This is a genomic window from Enterobacter sp. RHBSTW-00975, from assembly GCF_013615235.1.
GTDB classification, from domain to species: domain Bacteria; phylum Pseudomonadota; class Gammaproteobacteria; order Enterobacterales; family Enterobacteriaceae; genus Enterobacter; species Enterobacter ludwigii.
Genome location: NZ_CP055883.1, coordinates 510,653 through 534,908 on the forward strand (window position 1 = coordinate 510,653; position 24,256 = coordinate 534,908).

At 56.1% G+C, this 24,256-nt stretch carries 23 protein-coding genes and 1 tRNA gene; 11 read left to right on the forward strand and 13 right to left on the reverse strand.

All coding sequences use genetic code 11. The annotated features are described in order from the left end of the window. Nucleotides 1-3: 3 nt before the first annotated feature. The gene (locus HV340_RS02425; RefSeq protein WP_181216278.1) at nt 4-2,388 is read left to right on the forward strand and encodes a family 20 glycosylhydrolase; all 2,385 of its coding nucleotides are present in this window, start codon (nt 4-6) and stop codon (nt 2,386-2,388) included. Nucleotides 2,389-2,454: 66 nt separating this feature from the next. Here HV340_RS02425 and ridA read toward each other — a convergent pair whose 3' ends face one another. The 9 genes from ridA to arcA all read right to left on the reverse strand — a co-directional run bounded on the left by ridA (nt 2,455) and on the right by arcA (nt 9,809). Beyond that, complete coding sequence (ridA, locus tag HV340_RS02430; protein WP_014168399.1) at nt 2,455-2,841, reverse strand: 2-iminobutanoate/2-iminopropanoate deaminase; 387 nt, start codon at nt 2,839-2,841, stop codon at nt 2,455-2,457. 74 nt (nt 2,842-2,915) lie between these two features. After that, entirely contained in the window at nt 2,916-3,377 is a 462-nt protein-coding gene (gene pyrI, locus HV340_RS02435; RefSeq protein WP_025205744.1) for an aspartate carbamoyltransferase regulatory subunit, read from the reverse strand. A gap of 12 nt (nt 3,378-3,389) precedes the next feature. Next, nucleotides 3,390-4,322 (reverse strand): aspartate carbamoyltransferase, encoded by a 933-nt coding sequence (pyrB, locus tag HV340_RS02440; protein WP_014168402.1) that lies wholly within the window; start codon nt 4,320-4,322, stop codon nt 3,390-3,392. A 34-nt stretch (nt 4,323-4,356) separates the two neighbouring features. Next, nucleotides 4,357-4,461, reverse strand: coding sequence for a pyrBI operon leader peptide (locus tag HV340_RS02445; protein WP_168769597.1), 105 nt, complete (start codon nt 4,459-4,461; stop codon nt 4,357-4,359). A gap of 100 nt (nt 4,462-4,561) precedes the next feature. Continuing rightward, nucleotides 4,562-5,041, reverse strand: coding sequence for an ArgR family transcriptional regulator (locus tag HV340_RS02450; protein ID WP_025205741.1), 480 nt, complete (start codon nt 5,039-5,041; stop codon nt 4,562-4,564). Between the two features lie 80 nt (nt 5,042-5,121). Then, nucleotides 5,122-6,525 (reverse strand): YfcC family protein, encoded by a 1,404-nt coding sequence (locus tag HV340_RS02455; protein ID WP_181216279.1) that lies wholly within the window; start codon nt 6,523-6,525, stop codon nt 5,122-5,124. A gap of 46 nt (nt 6,526-6,571) precedes the next feature. Then, nucleotides 6,572-7,576 carry an ornithine carbamoyltransferase gene (argF, locus tag HV340_RS02460; protein ID WP_047356909.1) on the reverse strand — a complete coding sequence of 335 codons (1,005 nt, stop codon included), beginning with the start codon at nt 7,574-7,576 and terminating at the stop codon, nt 6,572-6,574. Nucleotides 7,577-7,666: 90 nt separating this feature from the next. After that, nucleotides 7,667-8,578: a carbamate kinase gene (gene arcC / locus HV340_RS02465; RefSeq protein ID WP_040018496.1), complete on the reverse strand. Its 912-nt coding sequence runs from the start codon at nt 8,576-8,578 to the stop codon at nt 7,667-7,669. Nucleotides 8,579-8,588: 10 nt separating this feature from the next. Continuing rightward, entirely contained in the window at nt 8,589-9,809 is a 1,221-nt protein-coding gene (gene arcA, locus HV340_RS02470; RefSeq protein WP_020885388.1) for an arginine deiminase, read from the reverse strand. A 675-nt stretch (nt 9,810-10,484) separates the two neighbouring features. On the opposite strand from arcA, the gene HV340_RS02475 reads away from it, so the two are divergent. The 5 genes from HV340_RS02475 (at nt 10,485) to HV340_RS02495 (ending at nt 17,395) form a co-directional block, all read left to right on the forward strand. After that, nucleotides 10,485-10,937, forward strand: coding sequence for a YhcH/YjgK/YiaL family protein (locus HV340_RS02475; protein WP_014168409.1), 453 nt, complete (start codon nt 10,485-10,487; stop codon nt 10,935-10,937). 218 nt (nt 10,938-11,155) lie between these two features. Further along, nucleotides 11,156-12,064, forward strand: a complete 909-nt coding sequence (gene yagE, locus HV340_RS02480) for a 2-keto-3-deoxygluconate aldolase (protein WP_049023686.1) — start codon at nt 11,156-11,158, stop codon at nt 12,062-12,064. A gap of 14 nt (nt 12,065-12,078) precedes the next feature. Further along, entirely contained in the window at nt 12,079-14,046 is a 1,968-nt protein-coding gene (yagF, locus tag HV340_RS02485; RefSeq protein ID WP_049023685.1) for a xylonate dehydratase YagF, read from the forward strand. Nucleotides 14,047-14,381: 335 nt separating this feature from the next. Next, entirely contained in the window at nt 14,382-15,764 is a 1,383-nt protein-coding gene (locus tag HV340_RS02490; RefSeq protein ID WP_072126504.1) for an MFS transporter, read from the forward strand. A gap of 11 nt (nt 15,765-15,775) precedes the next feature. Then, entirely contained in the window at nt 15,776-17,395 is a 1,620-nt protein-coding gene (locus HV340_RS02495; RefSeq protein WP_049023684.1) for a glycoside hydrolase family 43 protein, read from the forward strand. Nucleotides 17,396-17,399: 4 nt separating this feature from the next. Here HV340_RS02495 and xynR read toward each other — a convergent pair whose 3' ends face one another. The 3 genes from xynR to HV340_RS24325 all read right to left on the reverse strand — a co-directional run bounded on the left by xynR (nt 17,400) and on the right by HV340_RS24325 (nt 19,340). Further along, a complete protein-coding gene (xynR, locus tag HV340_RS02500) occupies nt 17,400-18,158 on the reverse strand; it encodes a DNA-binding transcriptional repressor XynR (RefSeq protein WP_049023683.1) in 759 nt (252 codons plus the stop codon). 133 nt (nt 18,159-18,291) lie between these two features. After that, nucleotides 18,292-19,296 carry an ornithine carbamoyltransferase gene (gene argF, locus HV340_RS02505; protein ID WP_049023681.1) on the reverse strand — a complete coding sequence of 335 codons (1,005 nt, stop codon included), beginning with the start codon at nt 19,294-19,296 and terminating at the stop codon, nt 18,292-18,294. After that, nucleotides 19,266-19,340, reverse strand: a complete 75-nt coding sequence (locus tag HV340_RS24325) for a hypothetical protein (RefSeq protein ID WP_223399268.1) — start codon at nt 19,338-19,340, stop codon at nt 19,266-19,268. Before HV340_RS24325 ends, argF (HV340_RS02505) begins: the two co-directional genes overlap by 31 nt. A 120-nt stretch (nt 19,341-19,460) precedes the next feature. Here HV340_RS24325 and rraB point away from each other — a divergent pair, with 120 nt between their 5' ends. The 5 genes from rraB (at nt 19,461) to HV340_RS02530 (ending at nt 23,097) form a co-directional block, all read left to right on the forward strand. Further along, nucleotides 19,461-19,886 carry a ribonuclease E inhibitor RraB gene (gene rraB / locus HV340_RS02510; protein WP_014168417.1) on the forward strand — a complete coding sequence of 142 codons (426 nt, stop codon included), beginning with the start codon at nt 19,461-19,463 and terminating at the stop codon, nt 19,884-19,886. 46 nt (nt 19,887-19,932) lie between these two features. Beyond that, nucleotides 19,933-20,691 carry a tRNA isopentenyl-2-thiomethyl-A-37 hydroxylase MiaE gene (gene miaE / locus HV340_RS02515; protein ID WP_151887286.1) on the forward strand — a complete coding sequence of 253 codons (759 nt, stop codon included), beginning with the start codon at nt 19,933-19,935 and terminating at the stop codon, nt 20,689-20,691. A gap of 30 nt (nt 20,692-20,721) precedes the next feature. Further along, a complete protein-coding gene (locus tag HV340_RS02520; RefSeq protein ID WP_181216280.1) occupies nt 20,722-21,450 on the forward strand; it encodes a topoisomerase II in 729 nt (242 codons plus the stop codon). A 104-nt stretch (nt 21,451-21,554) separates the two neighbouring features. After that, nucleotides 21,555-21,639: transfer RNA gene (locus HV340_RS02525), tRNA-Leu, on the forward strand. Between the two features lie 198 nt (nt 21,640-21,837). Then, nucleotides 21,838-23,097, forward strand: a complete 1,260-nt coding sequence (locus tag HV340_RS02530; protein ID WP_151887285.1) for an integrase arm-type DNA-binding domain-containing protein — start codon at nt 21,838-21,840, stop codon at nt 23,095-23,097. Nucleotides 23,098-23,454: 357 nt separating this feature from the next. Here HV340_RS02530 and HV340_RS02535 read toward each other — a convergent pair whose 3' ends face one another. Beyond that, nucleotides 23,455-24,009, reverse strand: coding sequence for a hypothetical protein (locus HV340_RS02535; protein ID WP_151887284.1), 555 nt, complete (start codon nt 24,007-24,009; stop codon nt 23,455-23,457). Nucleotides 24,010-24,256 lie beyond the last annotated feature (247 nt).

A 24,256-nucleotide genomic window follows, 5' to 3' on the forward strand; every position in this document is an offset into this window, starting at 1 on the left:
TTCATGTTACGGTACAGTCTCTTAACCGCCGGGCTGATGCTCGGCGCGTCAGCGTTTGCCGCTCCGGCAGGCGACCTTCCCCTGATGCCCTGGCCTGCGAAGGTTGAACGTCCCGCGACGCAGGGCGCACTGGTACTCAACAACACCCTTTCCGTCAGCGTTACCGGAGATGACCTCGGCGACGCGGTCAACCGTCTGCGCCAGCGCATCGCCCTGCAAACCGGCTGGACGCTACAGCCGCAGGCCGTTAAACCGGACAAGCCCACCATCCGCATTGCCATTACCAAAAAAGTGAAGCCGCAGCCGCTGCCGGACAGCGATGAGCGCTATACGCTCATGGTCGATGCCAGTGGCGTGGATATCACCGCCAACACCCGTTTTGGCGCGCTGCGCGCCATGGAAACCCTGCTCCAGCTGATACAAAACGGGGCGGAAAACACCTCTCTGCCGTGGGTCATTATTGAGGATTCCCCCCGTTTCCCGTGGCGTGGGCTGCTGCTTGACTCGGCACGACACTTTATCCCGCTGCCGGATATCAAACGGCAGATTGACGGCATGGCGGCGGCAAAACTCAACGTGCTGCACTGGCATTTGACCGACGATCAGGGCTGGCGCTTCAGCTCGACACGCTATCCAAAGCTCACGCAGCTCGCCAGCGACGGGCTGTTTTACACGCCGGAACAGATGCGCGACGTTGTGCGCTATGCCACCGAACGCGGCATCCGCGTGGTGCCGGAGATCGACATGCCGGGCCACGCCTCGGCGATTGCCGTGGCCTACCCGGAACTGATGAGCGCCCCGGGACCGTATGTGATGGAACGCCACTGGGGCGTGCTGAAACCGGTCCTGGATCCGACAAAAGCGGCGACCTATCAGTTTGCGGAGGCGATAGTCAGTGAACTGGCGGCGATCTTCCCCGATCCGTATCTGCATATCGGCGGCGATGAGGTGGATGACACCCAGTGGAAAGCGAACGCCGCCATTCAGCAGTTTATGCGCGACAACACACTGGCAGACAGCCACGCCCTGCAGGCCTATTTCAACCGCAAGCTGGAAAATATCCTCGAAAAACACCACCGGCAGATGGTGGGCTGGGATGAAATTGCTCATCCTGATCTGCCAAAAAGCATCTTGATCCAGTCCTGGCAGGGCCAGGACGCGCTGGGGCAGGTGGCGCAGAATGGCTATAAAGGCATTCTCTCGACCGGCTTTTACCTCGATCAGCCCCAGTCCACCGCCTATCACTACCGCAATGAAATTGTGCCGCAGGGGTTAAACGGCGAGGATGTGATTGGCGACACCGACAGCGCTCAAAGCTGGTCATTCACCATGCCGCGTCTGAAAGGCAAGCCGGTGGAGGGGAGTTTCACCCTGGTGAAAGGGGATTCCGGCTGGCGTGGATTTATTGATTTCGCCGGGAAATCCCGTCGTGCGGTACAGGATATTGCGTGGCGCGACGACAATCAGGTGACGTTTACCCTCGATACCTGGATGGGCGAAACGCGCCCGGTGGTGTCGGTGGACAACGATAAGCTGAGCGGCTATTTCCTGGTGGGCAATGCCCGCTATCCCATTAGCGGCAAGCGCCTGGACGATATCCCCAAAGGCATCCCGACGGTGGTACCGGACGCCGCTCATCAGGTCAACCTGCTCGGCGGGGAAGCCGCGCTGTGGGCGGAAAACGTGGTCGCACCGGTGCTGGATATCCGCCTGTGGCCGCGCACCTTTGCGGTGGCGGAGCGGTTATGGTCCGCGCAGGACGTTACCGATGTCGACAACATGTACACCCGCCTGCAGGCGATGGACAGCTGGTCGACGGTCTCGGTCGGGCTGCAGCAGCATACTCAGCAGCAGGTGCAGTTCACGCGTCTGGCGAATAACGCCGATACCCTTCCGCTGCAAATCCTCGCGCAGGCAATCGAGCCGGCGCAGTATTACACCCGTCAGCACCTTAAGTTCCAGGCCGGAAATTACCATCAGTTCGAACCGCTTAACCGGTTTGCTGATGCGCTCAACGCCGAAAGTGCCACGGTGCGCCAGATGAACAAATGGGCTGACCGCCTGGTCAGCGACGCGGAAGACACGGAAAGCGCCGACGCGCTGCGCCACGTCTTCAACCGCTGGCAAAGCAACACCAGCGATGCGCTGGCATTAAGTGAAAACAGCTACGCACTGAAGGCGATTAAACCGGTTATTCAGGAGGTGGATAAGCTGGCCTCGATTGGCCTGCGGCTGACGGATCTGGTGGCGCGCCAGGGGACGCTGGATGACAACGAGATTGCCTCTATTCAGGGCGAGCTGGATAACGCGGCGAAAATACAGGATGAAGTGGTGATTGCGGCGGTGTATCCGCTGGAAACGCTGCTACGGGCGACGCGGAATCAGTAGCAAAACGCCCGGTAGCGCGTTGCCTGCCGGGCGCAAAGGCAGCCCCGGCTGCCCCCTGACTGAAACTTAGCGACGTACGGCGATCGCTTCGATTTCAATTTTCACGTCTTTAGGCAGACGCGCAACTTCCACACAGGAGCGTGCAGGGAAAGTGGCGTTGTGCTCAGTGAAGAACGCTTCGTACGTGGCGTTAACGGTCGCGAAATCGTTCAGATCTTTCACGAACACGGTGGTTTTCACGATGTCGCCCACTTTCAGACCCGCAGACTCCACGATAGCCTGTACGTTTTCCAGCGACTGGCGCGCCTGCGCCGCCACGTCTTCTGGCACTTCACCCGTTTTTGGGTTCACCGGGATCTGGCCAGAGGTAATAATCATGCTACCCAGATCAACGCCCTGAACGTATGGGCCGATAGCCGCTGGTGCATTTTCCGTCGCGAGTACTTTGGTCATGATTTCTCCAGAATAACAGCTGATTAAATGTTCCCGGCCATTATAGGGAGGCCGGGATCCTTTACCAACCTCAATTAGTTGGCCAGCACCACATAATGAGAAAACTCTTTTTCGCAGTATTTGCATTTGAGTGCGATGTCATCGGCACGTTTTTTCACTGCAAAACTGGACGAAACCGGCTCAGCATGACTGATGCAGTTGCTGTTCGGGCAGACCAGCACATTTTCAATGCGATCCGGCAGATTAGGACGGGATTTACCGACCACTTCGTACTCGTCGATGCGGTTCACGGTGGCATCCGGCGCGTACAGAGAGAGCTGGTTAACCTGCTCGTCGGTCAGGAAAGTGTTTTCAATCTTAATCAGGTCTTTGCGGCCCATTTCACCCGACGGCAGGTTCAGGCCGATGGTGATGCGCTGGTCGGTTTCGGTCAGCTTGAACAGCGTCAGCAGCTTAAAGCCGATCTGGGCAGGGATGTGGTCAATCACGGTGCCACGTTTGATGGCTTCAACCTGGAGTTTGTTATCGTGTGTCATTGTCATTTCCCCTTACAGAGCCAATTCGCGATTCAGAACCAGTGCCAGTAACGCCTGGCGGGCGAAGATGCCGTTTCCGGCCTGCTGGAAGTACCAGGCGTGCGGCGTTTTATCCACGTCGGTGGTGATCTCATCGATACGCGGCAGCGGGTGCAGCACCTTCATATTCTCGCGTGCGCCGTCGAGATCGCTGGCGCGCAGCACAAACTGTGCCTTCACGTTGGCGTATTCAGACGGATCCAGACGCTCTTTTTGCACGCGGGTCATATACAGAATATCAACGTTGCCCATCACCTCTTCGATGCTGGCATGCAGACTCCACGGGATCCCTTTTTCGTCCAGCATGTCGAGGATGTACTGCGGCATCGCCAGCGCGTCCGGCGCGATGAAGAAGAAGTGGTTGCCGTTAAATTTCGCCAGCGCCTGGGTCAGCGAGTGAACGGTGCGTCCATATTTCAGGTCACCCACCATGGCGATGTTCAGGTTTTCCAGACGGCCCTGCGTTTCCTGAATGGTGAACAGATCCAGCAGGGTCTGTGTCGGATGCTGGTTGGCCCCGTCTCCGGCGTTCAGCACCGGAATACCGCCGGAAAATTCGGTCGCCAGACGCGCCGCGCCTTCCTGCGGGTGGCGCATCACAATCGCATCAACGTAAGTACTGATAACTGAAATGGTATCCGCCAGCGTTTCGCCTTTTTTACCCAGCGAGGTGTTGCTGCTGTCTGAAAACCCCACCACGCTCGCGCCGAGGCGGTGCATGGAGGTTTCGAAGGAGAGGCGGGTGCGGGTCGACGCTTCGAAGAAGCAGCTCGCAATCACCTTGTGCTTCAGCAGTTCCGGTTGCGGATTTGCCTTCAGTTTTGCCGCGGTTTCCAGAACCAGTTCCAGCTCTTCGCGGCTGAGGTCGTTTATGGAAATGATGTGTTTTTGATAAAGCGGATTCATGTTTATCTCCTGACGCCGGGCAAAAAAAAGCCCCTCAAATGAGGGGCTCTGGGAATAGATTGTGCAACGGGAAGAAAAACGGCAGGCCAGCGTCTGATTTCAGACGCGGTAAGACATTATGTCGTACACGCTTGACCATGCTTCCTCCCGGCAAATTGTCGGGCATTATACGCAGCTCGATTTTCGGATCAAGGGGTTTAATGCACACTTTACTCAATGCAAACGGTTCTTTATGAATATTAATTCGTTCTGAGTAAATAATTAATTTGTTTATGCACCAGCGCAGTACGCTTCACCACCCGGGGAGCGACCCAGACGATACTGCTTCCGGCAACCACACCTAAAATTTCCGGTAACTGGTGATAATCCAGAATTCGCGCCACCGCACGGCCATATCCGGCCACGGTATGAACAAGGATAAATTCGCTATTATGCTCCACGCTCACCACCATTTCGGAAACGGTACGCGCGGCATCGGGGGCAGGGCGCAACTGAGGATTCAACGAATAAATCTTTAGCCCTTTGGCATTTCGAATTTTTATGACACCGAGCAATTTCAGCAGACGCGAAACGGTCGACTGGCTGATGCTGTCAAACCCTCTCTCCTGCAAATCGCGGCGGATTTCTTCCTGGGAGAGATAACTCTTTTCGGCGATCAGCTGCTGGCACACCGTTAGCTGCAGTTGTTCTCTGGGAGAGCAGTCTTCGTAATCCATCATATTTCCCATATCAGTTCCCGACATAACCGGTGACACCGCACCGGTCCGTAGGCCGGACAGGCGCAGTGCCAGCCGGCAAATTACAACAAGGCACCCAGGCTTAACGCCACCATAATCACCACCGTCAGGATCGCCAGCAGCGGCGCAACCCATTTCAGGTAACGCACGTAAGGCACACGGGCAATCGCCAGACCGCCCATCACAACCGCTGAGGTCGGCGTGACCAGGTTAACGATGCCGGAGGCCGACTGGTAAGCCGTAACCACCAGGTCGCGGTTGACGTTAGCGAAATCAGCAAGGGGTGCCATGATCGGCATCGTCAGAACGGCCAGGCCGGACGAAGAAGGCACAAGAAACGACAGCACGACCTCAAGCCAGTACATCACGTTGATAAACGCCACCGTGGACAACCCGCTGACCAGCCCTTCCGCGCTGTGCAAAATGGTGTGGGTAATCATGCCCTTATCCATAATGACTACGATACCGCGCGCAATGCCGATAATCAGCGCGACGCCCAGCAAATCTCGCGCGCCGTTGATAAACGTCGAGGTCAGCTCCTCTTCGCTCATGCGGGCAATCAGCCCGACGATAATGGCGCTGGCCAAAAATACCGCCGAGATCTCCGCCATCCACCAGCCCAGCACCGCTACGCCGTAGATCATCACCGCGAAGGCGAGGGCGAAGATCAGCAGAATGATTTTGCGCACCGGGGTAAATTCCAGCGACTGCTCGCCTTTATTGCCGAGGAAGTGGGCGAGGTTCTCTTCCTGCTTGTCTGCGACGATGGAGCATGACGGATCCAGCCGCACTTTACGGGCATAGCGCATCACCCATGCCACGCAAATGATCCAGCCGATCACCAGCAGCGCCACGCGCAGGGCGATACCGTTGGTGAACGGGATCCCGGCGGCGTTAGCGGCGATCACCGTGGCAAACGGATTGATGGTGGAGCCGAGCGTGCCGATCCCCGCCCCGAGCAGCACGGTGGATGCGGCGACAACCGGATCGAAACGGGCGGCCAGCATCACCGGGACCAGCAGGGTATAAAAGGGCAGGGACTCTTCGGCCATGCCGTAAATGGTGCCGCCAGCCGCGAACAGCGCCATCAGGATCGGGATCATCCACTCTTCACGTCCGCGAAGGCGGGTGGTTACGCGTTCGATCCCGGCGTCGATCGCCCCGGTTTTGGTGACGATCCCGAGAAATCCCCCGATGATCAGGATAAACAGCGCGACGTCGATCGCTCCGGCCTGGCCGGAAATGGGATCGTACAGCCCGGCAATGGGGGCCATCAGTACGGAAACCAGCCCCTGCGGATGCGCCGCCACGTGCGCGTACGTTCCGGCAATCGGCACTTCTTTACCGAGGGTTTCATTCATTGCCATCTGATACTGACCGGCAGGTACGACCCAGCTCAGTGCCGCTACAACGGCAATCAGAAAAAAGAGAATGGTGTAAGCGGAGGGAAACTTGAACTTGCCCATGATGTTCTCCTGTACCCGGCGCACCCCGTGGCGCGCCGGGCGGTGATTAGTCGCCGAGTGTCGCCACCATGACCGCTTTAATGGTGTGCATGCGGTTCTCTGCTTCGTCAAAGACGATTGAGTTCGGTGATTCGAAGACCTCTTCCGTCACCTCCAGCCCTTTCAGGCCGTAGGCCATCTCGATTTCACGGCCGACTTTGGTGTGTTCGTTGTGGAACGCCGGCAGGCAGTGCATGAACTTGACGTTCGGGTTGCCGGTGGCTTTCATCACCTGGGCATTAATCTGGTAAGGCTTCATCAGGCTGACGCGCTCGGCCCATGCCTCTTTCGGCTCGCCCATCGAGACCCACACGTCGGTGTAGAGGAAATCGGCACCGTGTACGCCTTCTTCCACGTCGTCGGTGAGCGTGATGCGTGCGCCGGTCTCTTTGGCGATGGCGCGGCACTGCTCAACCAGCCCGGCTTCCGGCCAGAACGATTTCGGTGCGACGAGGCGGATATCCATCCCCATTTTGGCGGCACCGACCATCAGGGAGTTGCCCATGTTGTTCCGCGCGTCGCCAAGGTAGGCAAAGCTCAGGTCCGGCAGGGTTTTGCCCGGAGCATGCTCCAGCATAGTCATCAGGTCGGCGAGGATCTGCGTAGGGTGAAACTCGTCGGTCAGGCCGTTCCACACCGGCACGCCCGCGTACTGGCCCAGCTCTTCCACGATGGCCTGGCCGTAGCCGCGATACTCGATGCCGTCGTACATCCGCCCCAGCACGCGGGCGGTGTCTTTCATCGACTCCTTGTGGCCAATCTGCGAGCCGCTTGGGCCGAGGTAGGTCACCTGTGCGCCCTGGTCGAAGGCACCGACTTCAAAGGCGCAGCGGGTGCGCGTGGACGTTTTTTCAAAAATCAGGGCGATGTTTTTCCCGACCAGGGTTTGTTTTTCACGTCCGGCTTTTTTGGCGGCTTTGAGTTCGATGGCCAGGTCGATCAGGTATTGGATTTCTGCCGGGGTGTAGTCCAGCAGTTTGAGGAAGTTACGGTTTTTCAGATTGATGGTCATTGGGTCGTCCCTTTTAAAATGGTGTTGTCTGGTGCCCTCACCCCGACCCTCGCCCACAGGGAGAGAGGGAAGGTGAGGGGAAAATACGGTTCAGTGGCGAATCAACGTGCCTTTCTCGCCCGCCAGAATGTCTGCCCCGTCGGCCAGCGCGCCGATCCCGGCGATGCCGTTGCAGGCCTCGACAAACTCGCGGCAGGCGGCCACTTTCGGCCCCATCGAACCGGCGTCAAACTGCATGCCCCTGAGCAGTTCCGGCGTGACCTGTGCCAGCGGACGCTGGGTTGGTTTGCCCCAGTCGAGGTACACCGCGTCGGCATCGGTCAGGATCAGCAGGGCATCGGCTTCAATCTGGCGCGCCAGCAGGGCGGCAGAGAGGTCTTTGTCGATCACCGCTTCAATGCCGTGGTACCCATTGGCGTTTTCCACCACCGGCACGCCGCCGCCGCCGTTGCAGATCACCAGGTGATCGCGCTGTATCAGAGCCGTGATGGCGTCGCTCTCAACGATGCGTTTCGGCTGTGGAGAGGGAACCACCCGGCGGAAATAGCTGCCGTCGGCCTTGAACACCCAGCCTTTCTCCGCCTGCAGCGTGTTTGCCTGGGCTTCGCTGTAGACCGGGCCGATGTATTTGGTCGGGTTAGTAAATGCCGGATCGGCGGCGTCCACTTCCACCTGGGTGAGCAGGACGCTCACCTCACGCTGGGGCAGATTGTTTTTCAGCGCCTGCTGGAGCATGTAGCCGATCATTCCCTGACTTTCGGCGCCGAGGATGTCCAGCGGGTAGGGGGTGACTTTGTCGTACGCGCTGTTTTGCAGCGCCAGCAGCCCAACCTGCGGCCCGTTGCCGTGAACCAGTACCACGCGCCACTGTTCCGTCAGCCCGGCGATGGTGCGAGCCGCTAGCTCGATGTTCTGGCGCTGGATCTCCGCTTCCAGAGGCTCGCCGCGTTTCAGCAATGCGTTACCGCCAAGCGCCACAACCAGAGTGGGTTTTCGTTCCATGATGGCTCCTTTAAATTCCGTCGCGTTCCAGTGGGCAGCTCATGCAGCGCGCGCCGCCGCGGCCGCGTCCCAGTTCGTCACCCGGGATAGGCAGCACGGTGATACCCGCTTTGTCATATTTCTCGTTGGTCCAGACGTTACGCTCGTAGCCAATCACCACGCCCGGGCGGATGGTCAGCACGTTATTCGCGTCATTCCACTGTTCGCGTTCGGCTTCAAAGGCGTCGCCGCCGGTGGTGATCAGGCGTACCTGATTAATGCCGAGCGCTTTTTCAATGGCGTGCAGCAGATCCGTTTCCTGGGTGCGCAGCAGGCCACCGCGGCCGTCCGGGGTGAGCGTCCAGCACTGAGCGTCTTTGCGCACCACTTCCGGGTAGACGGAGAAAGTGTCCACGTCGATGTGGGTCATGACGGTATCGAGGTGCATGCAGGAGCGGTGTTTTGGCAGTTCCACAGCGATGACGCGCTCGGCCTGGCGGTGTTTGAACAGGCTATTGGCGAGGAACTCAACGCCCTGCGGCGTGGTGCGTTCAGACATGCCGATTAACACTGCGCCGCGGCCAATGACTAATACGTCGCCGCCCTCTAACGTGGCGTGGTCGTAATTAATGTTTTCATCGCCGAAATACTTAATAAAATCGCCATCGGCAAATGCAGGGTGCCAGCGATATATGGCCCGGAGATTATTGGTTTCACGCTGGCGGGCCGCTTTGGCCATCGGGTTAATTGACACGCCGTTATAAATCCAGCACGAGGTATCGCGGGTAAATAAATGGTTAGGCAGTGGCTTCATAATAAAATCATTTGCCGTGTGGGTATCCACCACCATATTTTTAAAGGCAGCCGGAATTTCACCGTAGGTTAATCCGCCGCTTAATCTGCGTGCCAGTTCGCGGTGTGGCATATCTGCCAGCCAGCCGCGCACGTCGCCGGCAAAGGTTGGCCCGAGGCGATAGTCAGAGATTTGCGTCTCCAGCAGCCAGGTTTTGGCCTCTGCAATATCAAGGGTTTGCGTGAGAAGGTCGGTCAACAGCAGGACTTCCACACCCTGTTCGCGCAGGGTGTTAGCGAAGATGTCATGCTCCTCACCCGCCCGCTCAACCGAGAGCACATCATCGAATAGCAGCTCCTGGCAGTTCGATGGCGTTAAACGTTTCAGACTTAAATTTGGGCGGTGCAGCATAACGCTACGCAATTGACCAATTTCAGAACCGACGTAATGCTTTTCCATAATTATTCCTTTAACTGTTTTTCAGAATAAAAAGGGCATGCGCCATGTGATGTGTTTATTTACATGGCGGCTAAGCTCAATTGATTTCGAGATTTATAGTAGGCGCTTAAATAATGAATATTGTGACGTCGCTCACGTGAGAATAGCTATTAAGGAGTTTGTTTTCATTTGCATGATTCGTATCAGATAATGATTAATTTGATTATATTTGCGGGTGAATAGCTAAGCAGGATCCGTTGGCATTATTTGGAGTTGTTATTATTTTGTAGAATTTAATGTTTTGACATATTTAGTTATGCTATTGATTTTAATGATAATTAAACGGCGCGCAGAATGACTATGCACTATTATCCATTAACTATTTTCGACTTAAGAAAAATCAATAAATAATTATGGGATTTAATAGCAAATTACCAAAATGATAAAGTGTGAAGTCACAGAGAGTTTTGCTATGAAGCGTATACGATCAGTAAGTTAGCATCACGGCCTGAAAGCGGAGGGCTGAGGTTATGCATAAAGACTGCATAAATGCCTGTGAGCGATTAACAGTGAAGTAACACATTTCCCGATAAACATGCGCTCGCGCAAAACTCATCGAAAAAGCGGTGGTAGGACAGTCTGAATTCTCGTATAAAAGATTAAAATGAAACGCTGTTTTATATTGAGGGTTTATTTATGATCGCTGGCAACATCCATCATCTGCAGTCCTGGCTACCTGAAGAACTGCGTCAGGCTATCGAGTACGTCAAGGCGCACGTTACCGATGCTACCCCCTGCGGCAAACACGACATCGACGGCAACAGCCTGTTTTATCTGGTGTCTGAAGATATGACCCAGCCGTTTGCCGAGCGCCGCGCTGAGTATCACGCCCGCTATCTGGATATTCAGATAATCATGAAAGGCCAGGAGGGGATGACCTTCAGTACCCTGCCGCACGGTACGCCGGACACCGACTGGCTGGCGGATAAAGACATCGCGTTTTTGCCCGAGGGCGGGCAGGAGAAAACGGTGGTGTTAAGTGAAGGTGATTTTGTGGTGTTCTATCCGGGTGAAGTGCATAAGCCGCTGTGCGCGGTGGGCGCGCCTGCGAAGGTGCGTAAAGTGGTAGTGAAAATGCTGGTGGGGTAAGCCCTGTTAGCGTAAGAGAAGGGTGAAATGTTCCCTCTCCCGGTGGGAGAGGGTGAAAGCATCAGGCCGCAGCCCGTCATTATGTGATCCAGCTTATATTTTCCGCACTCCCTCCTCGCCTCCCATTTACCTGCGCTTTTTCTGCGTCATAGTATGATCGTTAAATTAATGAACGCTGTTCTATAATGTAGAACAAAATAATTCAGCAAGGAGATCTCATGCCGCAGACCGCGTTGTTCACGGGAATCATTCCCCCTGTCTCCACCATCTTTACCGCCGATGGACAGCTTGATAAACACGGCACTGCCGCGTTGATCGACGACCTGATCGCCGCAGGCGTCGATGGCCTGTTCTTTTTGGGCAGCGGCGGCGAGTTCTCCCAGCTAAACGCCGAAGAGCGTAAAACCATTGCCCGGTTTGCTATCGATCATGTCGATCGCCGGGTGCCGGTGCTGATCGGCACCGGTGGCACCAACGCCCGGGAAACCCTTGAACTGAGCCAGCATGCGCAGCAGGCCGGCGCCGACGGGATCGTGGTGATCAACCCGTACTACTGGAAAGTGTCTGAATCGAATCTGATCCGCTATTTCGAACAGGTGGCAGACAGCGTCACGCTGCCGGTAATGCTGTATAACTTCCCGGCGCTGACCGGGCAGGATCTGACTCCGGCGCTGGTCAAAACCCTGGCCGACTCGCGGAGCAATATTGTCGGCATCAAAGACACGATCGATTCCGTCGCCCATCTGCGCAGCATGATCCACAACGTCAAATCTGCCCATCCGCACTTCACGGTGCTGTGCGGCTATGACGATCATCTGTTTAATACGCTGCTGCTGGGGGGCGATGGCGCGATCTCGGCCAGCGGTAACTTTGCTCCGCAGGTGTCGGTGAATCTGCTGAAGGCCTGGCGTGACCAGGAGGTGGCGAAGGCGGCCGAATACCACCAGATCCTGCTGCAAATACCGCAGATGTATCAGCTCGATACGCCGTTTGTGAACGTCATTAAAGAGGCGATTGTGCTGTGCGGCCGCCCGATCTCCACATACGTGCTGCCGCCCGCGTCGCCACTGGATGAACCGCGTAAGGCGCAGCTGAAAACCCTGTTGCAACAGCTCAAGCTCTGCTGAGCCGGAAGATGACGATGACCATTGAGAAAATTTTCACCCCACAGGACGATGCGTTTTATGCCGTCATCACCCATGCGGCCGGGCCGCAGGGGGCGCTGCCGCTGACGCCGCAAATGCTTATGGAATCCCCCAGCGGTAACCTGTTTGGCATGACGCAAAACGCCGGTATGGGCTGGGACGCCAACAAGCTGACCGGCAAAGAGGTGCTGATTATCGGTACGCAGGGCGGCATTCGCGCCGGGGACGGACGACCTGTTGCGCTGGGCTACCACACCGGGCACTGGGAGATTGGCATGCAGATGCAGGCGGCGGCGAAGGAGATCACCCGTAATGGTGGGATCCCGTTTGCGGCCTTCGTCAGCGATCCGTGCGACGGACGCTCTCAGGGCACCCACGGCATGTTCGACTCCCTGCCGTACCGTAATGACGCGGCGATCGTGTTTCGTCGTCTGATCCGCTCCCTGCCGACGCGGCGCGCGGTGATCGGCGTGGCAACCTGCGATAAAGGGCTGCCCGCGACCATGATTGCGCTGGCCTCCATGCATGATCTGCCGACCATTCTGGTGCCGGGTGGGGCGACGCTGCCGCCTACCGTGGGGGAAGATGCCGGAAAAGTGCAGACCATTGGTGCGCGTTTCGCTAACCATGAGCTGTCGCTGCAGGAAGCCGCCGAGCTGGGGTGCCGCGCCTGCGCATCACCCGGCGGCGGCTGTCAGTTTCTCGGCACCGCGGGAACGTCACAGGTGGTGGCCGAAGCGCTGGGTCTGGCGCTGCCGCACTCCGCGCTAGCCCCGTCCGGGCAGGCCGTGTGGCTGGAGATTGCCCGTCAGTCTGCGCGGGCGGTGAGCGAGCTGGATAACCGTGGGATCACGACCCGCGATATCCTGACCGACAAAGCCATTGAAAACGCCATGGTGCTTCACGCGGCGTTTGGCGGCTCCACCAACCTGCTGCTGCACATCCCGGCGATTGCCCATGCGGCGGGCTGCACCATTCCGGATGTGGCGCACTGGACGCGCATCAACCGTAAGGTTCCGCGTCTGGTGAGCGTGCTGCCAAACGGCCCGGACTACCACCCGACTGTGCGTGCTTTCCTGGCGGGCGGCGTGCCGGAGGTGATGCTCCATCTGCGCAAGCTGGGGCTGCTGCATGAAGATGCCATGACCGTTACCGGCCAGACGGTCGGGGATAACCTCGACTGGTGGGAAAACTCAGCGCGTCGGGCGCGTTTTCGTCAGTGCCTGCGCGAGCAGGATGGCGTCGATCCGGATGACGTGATCCTGCCGCCTGAGCGCGCCCACGCGAAAGGCCTGACCTCGACGGTCTGCTTCCCGACCGGCAATATCGCGCCCGAAGGGTCGGTGATCAAAGCCACGGCCATCGACCCGTCTGTTGTGGATGACGATGGCGTTTACCGCCATACCGGCCGGGTGCGGGTGTTTGTCTCTGAAGCGCAGGCCATCAAGGCCATTAAGCAGGAAGCGATCCAGCAGGGCGATATTATGGTGGTGATTGGCGGAGGCCCGTCCGGCACCGGCATGGAAGAGACCTACCAGCTGACCTCCGCACTGAAACATATCTCGTGGGGCAAGACGGTCTCGCTGATCACCGATGCGCGCTTCTCGGGGGTATCAACCGGGGCGTGCTTCGGCCATGTGTCGCCGGAAGCGCTGGCAGGTGGCCCCATCGGCAAGCTGCGCGACAACGATATCATTGAGATCAGCGTCGACCGCCTGTCCTTAACGGGCAGCGTTAACTTTATCGGCACGGCGGAACAGCCGCTGACGCCGGAAGAGGGGGCGCGCGTGCTGGCGTCGCGTCCGGTGCATCCTGACCTGCACGCCCATGCATTTTTGCCGGACGATACCCGCCTGTGGGCGGCTCTGCAGTCGGTGAGCGGCGGCACCTGGAAAGGGTGTATCTATGACACCGATAAAATCATCGAGGTAATTAACGCCGGTAAAAAAGCGCTCGGCCTTTAATTATATTTCTGGCTCTTGTCGTCTACGGAAAATATTCCGTGGACGGCTTTTGCATGTCTGTTTTTTATTATTTCGAAAATAATGTAATTGCATGAAAAACAAAGTCTTTAAATGATATCAGGATGTCGAGTGGCGTCACAAAAGCAAAATATCATAATTCAGAAATAAGATATGACCATTGTCGGTTAATTGAACACTTAATTACACTCTATTAACACGATGTTGTGAATTCAGCACACGAAATAAGGGTGTATTCCTGATGATGCACCGGGCATTTATTTGCCTGAATCAGGACCCTGGCGTTTGCACTGTTCCACGTACTGCCGTTGGGGGTAATGATGCAATTAACCATGAAAGATAAAATTGGCTACGGGCTGGGTGACACCGCCTGCGGCTTTGTCTGGCAGGCCACCATGTTCCTGCTGGCCTATTTCTATACCGACGTGTTTGGCCTGTCGGCGGGCATTATGGGGACGCTGTTTTTAGTTTCCCGCGTGCTGGATGCCGTCACCGATCCGCTGATGGGGCTGCTGGTTGACCGCACCCGCACGCGTCACGGCCAGTTCCGTCCGTTCCTGCTGTGGGGCGCGATCCCGTTTGGGATTGTCTGCGTGTTGACCTTCTACACGCCGGACTTCTCCGCGCAGGGTAAAATCATCTACGCCTGCATAACCTACATTCTGCTGACCCTGGTCTACACCTTCGTTAACGTCCCTTACTGCGCCATGCCGGGCGTCATCACCGCTGACCCGAAAGAGCGCCACGCGCTGCAGTCCTGGCGCTTTTTCCTCGCGGCGGCGGGTTCGCTGGCCATCAGTGGCATTGCCCTGCCGCTGGTGAGCATCATTGGTAAAGGCGATGAGCAGGTCGGCTATTTCGGCGCCATGTGCGTGCTGGGGCTGAGCGGCGTGGTGCTGCTCTACGTCTGCTTCTTCACCACCAAAGAGCGCTACACCTTTGAGGTGCAGCCGGGCTCGTCGGTGTCGAAAGACCTCAAGCTTCTGTTCGGCAATACCCAGTGGCGCATTATGTGTGCGTTCAAAATGATGGCGACCTGCTCCAACGTGGTCCGCGGCGGGGCGACGCTCTACTTCGTGAAGTACGTCATGGATCACCCGGAGATGGCGACGCAGTTTCTGCTTTACGGCAGTCTCGCCACCATGTTTGGTTCGCTCTGCTCATCCCGCCTGCTGGGGCGCTTTGACCGGGTGACCGCCTTCAAGTGGATAATCGTGGCCTACTCCCTGATCAGCCTGCTGATTTTCTTCATCCCGGCCGAACATATCGCCCTGATTTTCGCCCTTAACATTCTGTTCCTGTTCGTCTTTAACACCACCACGCCTCTGCAGTGGCTGATGGCCTCTGACGTGGTGGATTACGAGGAGAGCCGCAGCGGTCGCCGCCTCGACGGGCTGGTGTTCTCCACCTATCTGTTCAGCCTGAAGATCGGTCTGGCGATTGGCGGTGCGGTGGTGGGTTGGATCCTGGCGTATGTGAACTACTCCGCCAGCAGCAGCGTGCAGCCGGTCGAAGTGCTGACCACCATTAAAATTCTGTTCTGCGTGGTGCCGGTGGTGCTCTACGTGGGCATGTTCATCATGCTGTCGTTCTACAAACTCACCGACGCCCGCGTGGCGGCCATCAGCCAGCAGCTGATTAAGCACCGTGCAACGCAGGGTGACGCCGTGCCCGACGCTGCGACAGCCGCATCCCATTAACAGGAGGCAACATGACAACGATAACAAACCCGATCCTCACCGGCTTCAACCCGGATCCGTCCCTGTGCCGTCAGGGGGAGGATTACTACATCGCCACCTCGACGTTTGAATGGTTTCCGGGCGTGCGCATCTACCACTCCCGCGACATGAAGAACTGGTCGCTGGTCAGCACGCCGCTGGACAGGGTGTCGATGCTGGACATGAAGGGCAACCCGGACTCCGGCGGCATCTGGGCACCGTGTCTGAGCTACGCCGATGGCCAATTCTGGCTACTGTACACCGACGTGAAAATTGTCGATTCGCCGTGGAAAAATGGCCGTAACTTCCTCGTCACTGCGCCCTCCATCGAGGGGCCGTGGAGCGAACCGATCCCGATGGGCAACGGAGGGTTTGACCCGTCGCTGTTCCACGACGACGATGGCCGCAAATACTACCTCTACCGGCCGTGGGGGCCGCGCCATCACAGTAACCCGCATAACACCATCGTGATGCAGGAGTTTGACCCGCAGACCGGTACCCTTTCGCCCGAGCGCAAAACCCTGTTTACCGGCACGCCGCTCTGCTACACCGAAGGGGCGCACCTTTATCGTAAAGAGGGCTGGTACTACCTGATGGTCGCCGAAGGCGGCACCAGCTATGAACACGCGGTGGTGGTGCTGCGCTCAAAAACGCTCGACGGGCCGTACGAGCTGCATCCGGACGTGACGATGATGACCAGCTGGCATCTGCCGGAGAACCCGCTGCAGAAGAGCGGCCACGGCTCGCTGCTGCAGACCCACACCGGGGAGTGGTATATGGCCTACCTCACCAGCCGACCGCTGCGCCTGCCGGGCATACCGCTGCTGGCCTCGGGCGGGCGCGGCTACTGCCCGCTGGGACGCGAGACCGGCATTGCGCGCATCGAATGGCGCGACGGCTGGCCGTACGTTGACTGCGGCAAACACGCGCAACTGACCGTCCCCGGCCCGCAGATAGCGGAGCAGCCCGCCGCCTCCCGGGACAGCTGGCGGGAGGATTTCGACGGCAGCACGCTTGACCCCGAGCTGCAGACCCTGCGCATTCCGTTCGACGACACCCTCGGCTCGCTCAGCGTGCGCCCGGGGTATTTGCGGCTATACGGCAACGACTCGCTCAACTCGACCTTTACCCAGTCGACCGTGGCACGCCGCTGGCAGCACTTCGCCTTCCGGGCAGAGACGCGCATGCAGTTCTCGCCGGTTCACTTCCAGCAAAGTGCCGGGCTGACCTGCTACTACAACAGTAAAAACTGGAGCTACTGCTTTGTGGACTACGAAGAGGGGCAGGGCAGGACGATTAAAGTGATCCAGCTTGACCACAACGTGCCGTCGTGGCCTCTGCATGAACAGCCGATCCCGGTACCGGACAGCGCAGAGAGCATCTGGTTACGGGTTGACGTCGATACCCTGGTTTACCGCTACAGCTACTCGTTTGACGGTGAGACGTGGCACACCGTGCCGGTGACGTATGAAGCGTGGAAACTGTCGGATGACTACATCGGTGGGCGCGGCTTCTTTACCGGCGCGTTTGTCGGCCTGCACTGCGAAGACATCAGCGGTGACGGCTGCCACGCTGACTTTGATTACTTCACCTACGAACCGCTCACGAAATAGCGGCTCAGGCCGGGTAACCCAGCGCGCGTGAGAGCTGGAGCCCGGCCTGCTGAAGCTGCTCGCGGAAGCTGGCCAGTTCGGCGTCATCCACCCGTGACGTCAGCGTCGACAGACTCAGGGCGGCAATCACGCGGGATTCATGGTTCCACACCGGTACCGCCACGCAGCGCACGCCCTGCTCGTTCTCTTCGCGGTCGAAGGCGTAACCCTGCTCGCGGGTCTTGGCGAGGGCGTCCAGCAACGCGTCGCGGGAGGCAAGGGTGGAAGGGGTATAGGTGGTGTACTGATAGCCCTCAAGCAGGGCGTTCAGCTCGGCCTCGCCAAGCCAGGCAATCAACACCTTGCCGATGGCGGTGGCGTGAACAGGCAGCCGACGACCAATGCGTGAATAGGCGATAGCCGCCAGCTTGCCTTCGATCTTCTCGATATAAACGCCTTCACGACCGTCCAGGATCCCCAGATGGGTGGTCTGCCCGGTACGCTGCGACAGCTCCGTCAGCCAGCCTTTCGCCTTTTGACGAATATCGATTGAGCCCACCACAAAATGGCCGCGCTCAACCAGCTTCATGCCGAGGCGATATTTACCGTTTTCCGGGTTCTGATCGATATAGCCGTGAAGCTGCAGGGTTTTCAGCAGCGAGTGGAGGGTACTTTTGCTCAGCCCCATCAGTTTGCTGATGTCGGTGATCTTAAGCTCGGTGGCCTGCTCGTTAAACAGGTCGAGGATCTGCAACGCACGTTCAACAGACTGAATAATCGGCATAATGCTGGTATGTCCACGCAGGAATTAAGGCGAAAACGTACCTTTTTCAGGCGGAAAAATCAATGAAGTGGCGCCGGTTTACGCCCTCTCCCGGTGGAAGAGGGCCGGGGGGAGGGCACAAGACTACAGAGGATCACTCCCCAAGCGTCGCCACCATCACCGCCTTAATGGTATGCATCCGGTTTTCCGCCTGGTCAAACACAATGCTCGCCGCCGATTCAAACACCCCGTCCGTCACTTCCATCCCGCCGTGCAGATCGAACTCTTTCGCCATCTGCTTACCCAGCGTGGTCTGGTCGTCATGGAATGCCGGCAGACAGTGCAGGAACTTCACGTCCGGGTTACCGGTCAGCGCCATCATCTGCGCGTTCACCTGATACCCGCGCAGCAGGGCAATCCGCTCGGCCCACTTCTCTTTGGCCTCGCCCATCGACACCCACACATCGGTATAGATGAAGTCCGCCCCTTTCACGCCGGCCGCTACCTCTTCCGTCAGGGTGATCTTCCCGCCATTCTTCTCCGCCAGCGCGCTGCACTCCGCCACCAGGCGCTCTTCCGGCCAGCAGGCTTTCGGTGCCACGAGACGCAGATCCAGCCCGGTTAACGCTGCCGCTTCCAGCATCGAGTTACCCATGTTGTTACGCGCATCGCCCGCATAAACCAGCGTCATCTCGTTAAACGCTTTGCCCGGCAGGTGCTCCTGCATGGTCAGCAGATCCGCCAGCAGCTGCGTCGGGTGGAACTCGTTGGTCAGCCCGTTCCACACCGGCACGCCTGCATACTGCGCCAGCGTTTCGACCACGTCCTGGCCGTGACCGCGATACTGAATGCCATCGTACATCCGCCCGAGTACCCGCGCGGTGTCCTTAATTGATTCTTTATGCCCAATCTGGCTGCCGCTAGGCCCTAAATACGTGACGCGCGCGCCCTGGTCAAATGCGGCAACTTCGAAAGAGCATCGTGTACGGGTTGAGTCTTTTTCGAAGATGAGCGCGATGTTTTTGCCAGTAAGCTTTTGTACTTCCTTACCCTTTTTTTTATCGGCTTTAAGCTGAGCGGCAAGGGTCAGCAGGGAATTGAGCTGTGCAGGGGTAAAATCGAGCAATTTCAGAAAGTGTTTCTTGTACAGATCAGACATTTTATCCTCACATGGCAAACGCCACTTATTGAATTAAAATTCACTTTATATGTCTAATTATTCATTTGCAACCCCGTTTCACAAATCTTTCCAACAAAGGTGGAGGCAAACCCGTCCGTGTGTGAAAATAGAAGTATCTGCCGCACTTTAAAGAGGAATGAGCCATGGCAAACCCGGAACACCTGGAAGAGCAACGCGAAGAGACGCGCCTGATTATCGAAGAACTGCTGGAAGACGGTAGCGATCCGGACGCGCTGTACACCATCGAGCACCATTTCTCTGCTGACGATTTCGACGCGCTGGAAAAACTGGCGGTAGAAGCTTTCAAACTGGGTTACGAAGTGACCGAGCCGGAAGAGCTGGAAGTGGAAGAGGGCGACACCGTCATCTGCTGCGATATTCTGAGCGAAGGCGCGCTGAAAGCAGAGCTGATCGACGCTCAGGTTGAACAGCTGATGAACCTGGCCGAGAAGTTTGAAGTGGAATACGACGGCTGGGGAACCTACTTCGAAGATCCGAACGGTGAAGACGGCGAAGAAGGCGACGACGAAGATTTCATCGACGAAGACGACGACGGCGTGCGTCACTAAGCGTTTCAGGCGGTGGCGCGTGCCACCGCTTTTTCAAGGCAGAACCATGGATTACCCGCAGATACTCGCCCCCGTTCTTAACTTCCTCCAGTGCCCGACCCCGCCAGCATGGATTGATCACGCCCGCGACCCGGCAAACCTGCCGCTGTTGCTCACCGACCACATGGTGTGCGAGCTCAAGGCCGCCCAGACCGCGCTGCTGCTGGTGCGCAAATACGTCGCCGATGAAAGCGGTGCCGACGCGCTGCTCGACTGGCTCAGACCCTACGAAGCGTTCACCTTCCGCGAAGGCCCGGAACCGGATTTTGTGGCCCTGCACAAGCAGATTGGCAAAAGCGTCATGCCAAAAACCGACGATCCGTGGGGCCAGGCGCTTATCGACAGCATGGTGCTGCTGATCAAAGAAGAGCTGCATCACTTCTGGCAGGTGCGCGAGGCGATGCTGGCGCGCGACATTCCGTACGTCAAAATCACCGCCAGCCGCTACGCCAAAGGGATGCTGAAAGCGGTGCGCACGCACGAACCGCTGACGCTTATCGACAAGCTCATCTGCGGTGCCTACATCGAAGCCCGCTCCTGCGAGCGTTTCGCCGCGCTGGCCCCGTTCCTCGACGAAGACCTGCAGAAGTTCTATCTCTCGCTGCTGCGCTCGGAAGCGCGCCACTATCAGGACTACCTGACGCTTGCCCAACAGGTGAGCGACGACGATATCTCACCGCGCATACAGCTTTTTGGCGAAATTGAAGCCACACTTATCTCGACACCGGACCACGAGTTTCGCTTTCACAGCGGCGTGCCGGTGTAAACCGGCATAGCGAAAAGAAAAGGATGCGAGATGAATAAAACGTGGATCCGTATAGTCGTGGTGACTCTCCTGGCCGCCGTCGTGGCGTTCTGGGTCTACTTCGACAAACAACGCCAGCACACCCCCGAACAGCAGCTTGATACCACCCTCAACGCAATGCCCGCCTGGCAGGTGATTAAAGAGCAGGAGCCTGTGCTTCATCAGCGCATTCTTGACCAGATGGCGGCCCTGCAAAAAGCCGGCGAGCCGGAACAGAAGATTATCGACACCATCCAGCCGCAGATCCTGCATCTGCAGATGTCGCGTCTGCAAAACGCGCCGGACGCTAACGTGGTGAACTATATGACGATCAACATGGAGCAGACCGCCGCCATCCAGAAGGTGAGCGACGACGCCTGTTTCCGTTTCCTCTACCCGGCGGTAAAAGGGGGCGTCAACCCGATGCGCATGCTGGATAAAGACCTGATGACGCGGCGCATGCAGGCCGACGCCGACATGATGCGCGCGGCCTATGGCAAAAATCGCCATACCGTGACCCCGGAAGAACGCGAAGCCGCGGTGACGGATGTCCGCCCGATTATGAAAACGCTGGCCGACAAATACGGCGAGGACATCCAGCTGCTGCTGATGCCGGAGAAGGCGGTGGGCAAAGAGAAGCTCTCCTGCGACATGGTGCAGGAGATGTGGGCGAAGGTGCTGGCGCTGCCAGAGCAGAAGGCGGCAGGCGTGATTCGACTGGCGGTTTCCGAGGTAGAATGACAGGGCGCTGGTTTTTTGGGCACTTAGCGTAGGTTTAGCGCGTCGCCGCTTGCATGGCGGCGCGCGACAGGTATAATCCACAACGTTTCCGCATCCCCTTCAGTGCCGAAGTGGCGAAATCGGTAGACGCAGTTGATTCAAAATCAACCGTAGAAATACGTGCCGGTTCGAGTCCGGCCTTCGGCACCATCGGAACATCAATAGACGTCAACGGACGTCTTTTTTTGTGCCTGAAATCCAGTATCCGCAAGGCTTTCCTCGCTTTTTCACTCAACCTAAGTCAACCTGATTCAATCTACATCAACTTACTGATGCGGGTACAACTGCGGGTATATACCGGTTCGATTATGCTTGTACCCACACAGAACCCTTGAAAGGATACTCATCATGGCTCTGAGTGATGTGAAGGTTCGTTCGGCTAAGCCTGAAGTAAAAGCCTATAAGCTAACTGACGGCGACGGCATGATATTGCTGGTTCACCCGAACGGCTCCAAATACTGGCGGCTTCGCTATCGCTTCGGCGGCAAAGAGAAAATGCTGGCATTGGGAAAATATCCTGAAGTTTCGCTTGCGGATGCCAGGGCACGCCGGGATGAGGCCCGTAAGCTATTAGCTAATGGTGTTGATCCCAGTGAGAACAAGAAAGCCGTTAAGGTAGAGCAGGAGCAAGAGGCGATAACGTTTGAAGTGGTCGCCAGAGACTGGCATGCCAGCAACCAGAAATGGTCGGCATCGCATAGCGCTCGTGTATTGAAGAGCCTAGAGGATAATCTCTTTGCTGCCATTGGTAAGCGGAATATTGCGGAACTGAAGACTCGGGATCTGCTTGTACCCATCAAAGCGGTGGAGTCATCCGGACGACTCGAAGTTGCGGCTCGTTTGCAACAGCGAACTACTGCGATTATGCGGTTTGCCGTTCAGAGCGGCTTAATCGACTACAACCCCGCGCAAGAGATTGCTGGTGCGGTTGCTACGGTTAAAAGAAAGCACCGTGCGGCTCTGGATCTTGAACGTATTCCCGAATTACTTCACCGCATAGATCACTATTCTGGCAGACCCTTAACTCGATTGGCTGCTGAACTCACTTTGTTGGTCTTCATCCGTTCAAGTGAGCTGCGTTTTGCCCGTTGGTCAGAAGTAGACTTTGAAACGGCCATGTGGACGATCCCCGGTGAGCGTGAGCCACTGGAAGGAGTCAAGCATTCTCAGCGCGGTTCGAAGATGCGTACTCCACATCTTGTTCCCTTGTCGCGCCAGGCGCTGGCCATTCTGGAAAAGATCAGAAGTATGAGTGGGAACCGTGACCTGATCTTCGTAGGAGATCACGATCCGCGTAAACCCATGAGTGAGAACACGGTGAACAAGGCTCTACGAGTGATGGGCTATGACACGAAAACGGAAATTTGTGGGCATGGATTCAGGACTATGGCGTGTAGTTCACTTATTGAATCAGGATTGTGGTCGAGGGATGCGGTGGAGAGGCAGATGAGCCATCAGGAGCGTAGCTCTGTTCGGGCAGCTTACATCCATAAGGCGGAGCATTTGGGAGAGAGGAGGCTGATGCTACAGTGGTGGGCGGATTATCTGGATGCCAATCGGGAGAGGGGGGTTAGTCCGTTTGACTTCGGGAAACAGTTTCTAAGATAAAAATAATTGTTAAATAGATGTGGATCATTTAACAATGCGGGCGGATCAGAATTCGCCATGAAGAAACGAAATAATTCTGGTACTAGAATTGCAAAACTCGTCTTTACTGGATCTCGTTGAACATTTTAGGGCGTGAAACGGACTTTACGCCCATGTAATTTTCGACTTTATAGCGAAGGTAAAATCTCAACACAAAGTCGTCGTTGCGCCTAGACTGTTTATTTGACAATTAATAAGTACTATTTTTAACCCTATTATCTATAAAGACAGGAATGAAAACTAATAAAGTACCCTGTCGTAAAACTATTTTTTCCTATTTGCTATTGTGATTTTTCTACAATAAGTGCGAGTTGAGCATTATGAGGCCATTCTCATGGCTACACCTAGAACTGCCATACACATACTACTCGCAAGTAAAGCAACAACTGAATAGGTATATTTATTATATTTAACAAACATCCATATAAATCTCATTAATGAAAGTGAGGCAATTGAAATGGCAGAAATAAACATTAAAAAAACATATATGCCGGAAATAACCCATCCAGTTACCTCGTAAACTTCCTTCATTGTAAAAAGTAGGATGGACAAGTAAAACGCAGATAAAGCAAGGCCGCTTAAAAAGTCATATAAATCAATATACGTGATGTTTTTATCCGATTTTGGTAGAGCGATAAATTTATTTAACCTTTCATTACCTACACGTGATAATAACCGACTTATAAGTGGGGAAAGAATTGCAAATATCATAATCAAGTGTATAAATAACAAAGCTAGCTTAACTCTATTATCAATTGATTGATTCTGCGGCCAACTAGATAATATTGAATAATCCATTTTTAATAGTAAAAAAAAGCATATAACTGAGGGGGTGCAATCTGACAATAAAACTTTCCGCATCCATTTAATCATTTACATTACTCCTCTATATCATTTTAAATAAAACAGTATTAACTAAACTTTTAATCTAATTTTGTTTGACTATCATATGAACATGAGGCTAACTAAAATATACCCTAAGAGAAACAGCTCATTACCTCCTTAATTTGTTTCTGTAGGTTTGTGACGATCATGACGAACTGCACAATGATAAAAATATTTTTTTGAGCAATGTCAATTTCTGGATCTAAACTTCAGCTTGTACTTTTCAACTTAGAGC

Excerpts from the sequence above, each read along its gene's own strand:
- yagE (WP_049023686.1), top strand. The coding sequence starts at position 11,156 with ATGCCGCAGACCGCGTTGTTCACGGGAATCATTCCCCCTGTCTCCACC.
- HV340_RS02520 (WP_181216280.1), top strand. The coding sequence starts at position 20,722 with ATGAATAAAACGTGGATCCGTATAGTCGTGGTGACTCTCCTGGCCGCC.
- HV340_RS02425 (WP_181216278.1), top strand. The coding sequence starts at position 4 with ATGTTACGGTACAGTCTCTTAACCGCCGGGCTGATGCTCGGCGCGTCA.
- HV340_RS02475 (WP_014168409.1), top strand. The coding sequence starts at position 10,485 with ATGATCGCTGGCAACATCCATCATCTGCAGTCCTGGCTACCTGAAGAA.
- yagF (WP_049023685.1), top strand. The coding sequence starts at position 12,079 with ATGACCATTGAGAAAATTTTCACCCCACAGGACGATGCGTTTTATGCC.
- pyrI (WP_025205744.1), bottom strand. The coding sequence starts at position 3,377 with ATGACACACGATAACAAACTCCAGGTTGAAGCCATCAAACGTGGCACC.
- argF (WP_047356909.1), bottom strand. The coding sequence starts at position 7,576 with ATGACCATCAATCTGAAAAACCGTAACTTCCTCAAACTGCTGGACTAC.
- argF (WP_049023681.1), bottom strand. The coding sequence starts at position 19,296 with ATGTCTGATCTGTACAAGAAACACTTTCTGAAATTGCTCGATTTTACC.
- arcC (WP_040018496.1), bottom strand. The coding sequence starts at position 8,578 with ATGGAACGAAAACCCACTCTGGTTGTGGCGCTTGGCGGTAACGCATTG.
- rraB (WP_014168417.1), top strand. The coding sequence starts at position 19,461 with ATGGCAAACCCGGAACACCTGGAAGAGCAACGCGAAGAGACGCGCCTG.
- miaE (WP_151887286.1), top strand. The coding sequence starts at position 19,933 with ATGGATTACCCGCAGATACTCGCCCCCGTTCTTAACTTCCTCCAGTGC.
- xynR (WP_049023683.1), bottom strand. The coding sequence starts at position 18,158 with ATGCCGATTATTCAGTCTGTTGAACGTGCGTTGCAGATCCTCGACCTG.
- HV340_RS02445 (WP_168769597.1), bottom strand. The coding sequence starts at position 4,461 with ATGGTCAAGCGTGTACGACATAATGTCTTACCGCGTCTGAAATCAGAC.
- HV340_RS02495 (WP_049023684.1), top strand. The coding sequence starts at position 15,776 with ATGACAACGATAACAAACCCGATCCTCACCGGCTTCAACCCGGATCCG.
- ridA (WP_014168399.1), bottom strand. The coding sequence starts at position 2,841 with ATGACCAAAGTACTCGCGACGGAAAATGCACCAGCGGCTATCGGCCCA.
- HV340_RS02530 (WP_151887285.1), top strand. The coding sequence starts at position 21,838 with ATGGCTCTGAGTGATGTGAAGGTTCGTTCGGCTAAGCCTGAAGTAAAA.
- pyrB (WP_014168402.1), bottom strand. The coding sequence starts at position 4,322 with ATGAATCCGCTTTATCAAAAACACATCATTTCCATAAACGACCTCAGC.
- HV340_RS02455 (WP_181216279.1), bottom strand. The coding sequence starts at position 6,525 with ATGGGCAAGTTCAAGTTTCCCTCCGCTTACACCATTCTCTTTTTTCTG.
- HV340_RS02490 (WP_072126504.1), top strand. The coding sequence starts at position 14,382 with ATGATGCAATTAACCATGAAAGATAAAATTGGCTACGGGCTGGGTGAC.
- arcA (WP_020885388.1), bottom strand. The coding sequence starts at position 9,809 with ATGGAAAAGCATTACGTCGGTTCTGAAATTGGTCAATTGCGTAGCGTT.
- HV340_RS02535 (WP_151887284.1), bottom strand. The coding sequence starts at position 24,009 with ATGATTAAATGGATGCGGAAAGTTTTATTGTCAGATTGCACCCCCTCA.
- HV340_RS02450 (WP_025205741.1), bottom strand. The coding sequence starts at position 5,041 with ATGATGGATTACGAAGACTGCTCTCCCAGAGAACAACTGCAGCTAACG.